At 73.3% G+C, this 3,646-nt stretch carries 5 protein-coding genes; 2 read left to right on the top strand and 3 right to left on the bottom strand.

Annotation, left to right across the window (positions count from 1 at the left end):
- Position 1: 1 nt before the first annotated feature.
- The gene (locus Q0112_RS00615) at positions 2-880 is read left to right on the top strand and encodes an acyl-CoA dehydrogenase family protein (RefSeq protein WP_297970164.1); all 879 of its coding nucleotides are present in this window, start codon (positions 2-4) and stop codon (positions 878-880) included.
- Here the strand turns inward: Q0112_RS00615 and Q0112_RS00620 are convergent.
- On the bottom strand, positions 835-2,331 hold the full coding sequence (locus Q0112_RS00620) for a 2-isopropylmalate synthase (protein WP_297970165.1): 1,497 nt from the start codon (positions 2,329-2,331) through the stop codon (positions 835-837). The genes Q0112_RS00615 and Q0112_RS00620 overlap by 46 nt on opposite strands.
- Before the next feature lie 220 nt (positions 2,332-2,551).
- Positions 2,552-2,908, bottom strand: coding sequence for a metallopeptidase family protein (locus Q0112_RS00625; protein WP_297970169.1), 357 nt, complete (start codon positions 2,906-2,908; stop codon positions 2,552-2,554).
- 132 nt (positions 2,909-3,040) lie between these two features.
- Between Q0112_RS00625 and Q0112_RS00630 the strand changes: the two genes are divergently transcribed.
- Positions 3,041-3,244: a dodecin family protein gene (locus Q0112_RS00630; RefSeq protein ID WP_297970166.1), complete on the top strand. Its 204-nt coding sequence runs from the start codon at positions 3,041-3,043 to the stop codon at positions 3,242-3,244.
- Between the two features lie 3 nt (positions 3,245-3,247).
- On the opposite strand, the gene Q0112_RS00635 is transcribed toward Q0112_RS00630, so the two are convergent.
- A partial coding sequence (locus tag Q0112_RS00635; protein WP_297970167.1) for an NrsF family protein occupies positions 3,248-3,646 on the bottom strand: 399 nt, incomplete at its 5' end.

The following is a 3,646-nucleotide window of genomic DNA, read 5'->3' on the forward strand; positions in this document are numbered from 1 at the left end:
GATGATCGCCGTCACCGAAGCGCTGTCCGAAGCCTCGCTGGCCGCGGCCGGCAGCCTGATCACCCGCCCCGAGATCCTGGCCCGCGCACTGCTGGCCGGCGGCACCGAGGAGCAGAAGCGCCGCTGGCTGCCGCGCATCGCCCAGGGCGACCCGCTGTGCGGCATCGCCATCACCGAGCCCGACTACGGCTCGGACGTCGCCTCGCTCTCGCTCAAGGCCACCCAGGAAGACCCCTGGCAGCTCTTCGCGCGTACGCACGCGATCGGCCAGGTCGCCCACGTCGATCTCGCCCGCGCCTGGGCGCCGGGCCGGCTGGCGGCGGCGATCAACGCGCACCTGCGCCCGGCGCCGGTGGCGGTGACGGCCGTGGCCGAGGTGGCGGCGGGGTTCCACGCCCGCTTCGACGCGATCGAGCGGGAATATCTCTACCGCATCGTCGCCCGGCGGGCGCCCTTGGTGCGCGACCGCGGCTTCGCCTGGCGGATCGGCCATGCGCTCGACGTCGCGGCGATGCGCGCGGCGGCGGCGGCGCTGGTCGGCCACCACGACTTCACCACCTTCCGCTCCTCGACCTGCCAGGCGAAGAGCCCGCTGCGCACGCTCGACGAGCTCTCGATCGAGGAGGGCCCCGCCGTCGCCGGCCGCGAATACCGCTTCCGCCTGCGCGCCCGCTCCTTCCTGCACAACCAGGTGCGCGGCATCGTCGGCACGCTCGAGCGGGTGGGGGCCGAGGCCTGGCCGGCGGCGCGGGTCGGCGCGGCGCTCGCCGCGCGCGAGCGCAGCGCCTGCGGCCCGGTGGCGCCGCCCGAGGGGCTGACGCTCGTCGCCGCGCGCTACCCCGAGGATCCGTTCGCCGGCTCGGCCGGCTCGGCCGGCTGAGCCGCGGGCGGGGCGGGCTCCTCCGGCGTCGCCTCGCCCTCGGGCACCTCGCCGGGCAGCACCGCCTCGCTGTCGGCGAGCTGGCCGTTCTCCCAGCGGCCCTCGAACTCGCGGCCGTCCTTCAGGCGGATCCTGCCCTGGCCCTGCCGGCGCCCGTCGACGAACTCGCCCTCGTAGACCGAGCCGTCGGCGTAGCTCGCCTTGCCGGCGCCGTTCAGCAGCCCGTCCTTCCAGCTGCCCTCGAAGACGCTGCCGTCCGGCATCTGCATCCGGCCCTGGCCGCTGCGCTGGCCCTGCTCGAAGTCGCCCTCGTAGCGGGTGCCGTCGGCGTAGACCGCGGCGCCCTTGCCGTGGCGCTGCCCCTGCGCCCAGCCGCCCTCGTAGGAATAGCCGTCGGGCGAGACGAGCTTGCCCTCGCCGTCGTTCCTCCCCTCGCGGAAGCTGCCCTCGTAGGTCAGCCCGTCGGCGTAGCGGGCGATGCCCTGGCCGGAGATGGCGCCGGCCACCCAGTCGCCCTCGAAGCTGCGCCCGTCGGCATAGACGATCCTGCCGCGCCCGTCCGGCAGCCCGGCCTTGAAGCTGCCCTCGTAGACCGAGCCGTCGGGATAGGTCGCCTTGCCCTCGCCCTCGAAACGCCCCTCGGCCCAGCCGCCCGAATAGCGGAAGCCGTCCTTGGCGGTCAGCGTGCCGGCGCCACTGCGCTGGTCGGCGACGAAGCCGCCGTCGTAGACGTCGCCCGCCGCCGTCGTCACCCGCCCGAGCCCCTCGCGCCGGCCGGCGACGAAGGCGCCCTCGTAGCGGTCGCCGTTCGCCTGCACCAGCACGCCGTCGCCCTCGAACTTGCCGGCCTTCCAGCCGCCCTCGTAGGTTGTGCCGTCGGCGGTCGCGAGCCTGCCGCGCCCCTCGGGCTGGCCGGCCACCATGTCGCCCTCGTAGACCGAGCCGTCGGGGTAGGTGATCTTCCCCTTCCCCTCCTTCACGCCGTCGACCCAGTCGCCGGTGTAGGTCGACCCGCCCGGCTCGGTCAGCGTGCCCTTGCCGCTCTGCTTGCCGGCGACGAAGCTCCCCTCGTAGCGGGCGCCGTTCGGATAGGTGGCGACGCCCGCGCCCTCGATGCGCCCCGCCTTCCAGTCGCCCTCGTAGCTGCCGCCGTCGGGATAGGTGATTCTCCCCTTGCCGTCCGGCTGGCCGGCGAGGAAATGCCCCTCGTAGACCGAGCCGTTCGGGAAGGTGGCCTTGCCCTCGCCCTCGATGCGGCCCTCGACCCAGGCGCCGGTGTAGACATAGCCGCTCGGCAGGCGATAGGTGCCGTGGCCGTGCTGGCGGCCGTCGACGAAGGTGCCCTGGTAGACCCCGCCGTTGTCGTACTCCTTGGTCAGGACCTGCTCCTGGGCGAACCCGGCGACCGGCGCCAGCGCCATCGCCACCCAGATCCCCGCGGACTGCTTCACCCTCGGCCTCCCCGGGCTGCCCGCCCGTGCTGTTCCCTGGCCCCGCCCGGCCGGCGGCCGCGGAGCGGCCCGAACTTAGGAAGGCGGCCCGGCGGGGACAACGGCTTTTCGCCCCTCCGCCGGCCCGCCTGAGGGCCGGATTCCTAACGCCAGGTTAAAGCGAAAAAAATTATCTATCTGCATCAATGACTTCATCTAGGTTTCGCGCGCGAAATCCATGTTACTCGGTCCAGTCGTCCACGGTGCGGATGTCGTCGTCGGACCAGCCGAGATGATGGGCGATCTCGTGGACGAGGACATGGCTCACCAGCCGGTCGAGCTCCACGTCCCCCCGGTCGATCCACTCCTCGAGGATCGGCCGGCGGTAGAGCCAGACCGTGTCAGGCCGCTCGGCCTGCGTCATAACCGAGCGTTCGGTGAGCGAGACCCCGTCGTAGAGGCCGGTGAGCTCGTAGGGGTCCTCGATCCCGAGGTCGTCGAGCACCTCGTCGGGCGGGAAATCCTCGATCCGGAGCAGGAGCTCGGCGCAGGCCTGCCGCACCCCGGCCGGCAGCCCGCCGAAGGCCTCCCGCATCATCCGCTCGAAATCGGCGAGCGAAGGCGCGACCGCGTCGAGCCGGTCCATCTTTTCCTCCTGCCGGCGGTGCATCCGCCGCGCTCTTCCCTTACACTTCCGCTGCCCGGTTCCGGGCGGTCAAGGGAGAGAGCCATGAGTGTCGCAAGGATCACGGAAATCAGCGCCTCCTCACCCACGAGCTTCGAGGACGCGCTCCAGGCCGGCATCGCCCGCGCCGTCAAGACGCTGAAGAACGTCGAGGGGGCATGGGTCCAGGAGCAGAAGGTCGTCGTGCGCAGCGGCGCGATCTCGGAGTACCGGGTGAACCTCAAGGTCACCTTCATCCTCGAGGACTGACGCCTACCAGCGCAGCACCCGGGCGCCGGCGAGCGCCCCGACCGCGGCGACCGCGAGGATCGCGAGCACGTACCAGACGCCGTAGAAGAGCGGGCTGTCCTCGGTGCAGTGGAGCGAATAGACACCGGCCGCCGCCCCCCCGGCGACGAGCCCGGCCAGCGCGCCGCTGAGCGCCGGCCGCTCGCTCGCCCCGGCGCTCAGCGCCCAGAGCGCCCCGGCGAGAAGCGGCAGGCCCATCAGCGTGACGAGGGCGAGGCACTGGCCGCTGCTCCCGCCGCTCAGCGCCGGCCCCCAAGCCGGGGCCGGCAGCGCGCGGAGCTCGGCCGCCGCGGCCGCCGCGAGGATGAGCGGCACGGCAGCGAGCGCCGGCGCCCAGCCCCCGACCGGGCGGCCGGGACAGGC

It is taken from the genome of uncultured Amaricoccus sp., from assembly GCF_937858865.1.
Taxonomy (GTDB): Bacteria; Pseudomonadota; Alphaproteobacteria; order Rhodobacterales; family Rhodobacteraceae; genus Amaricoccus.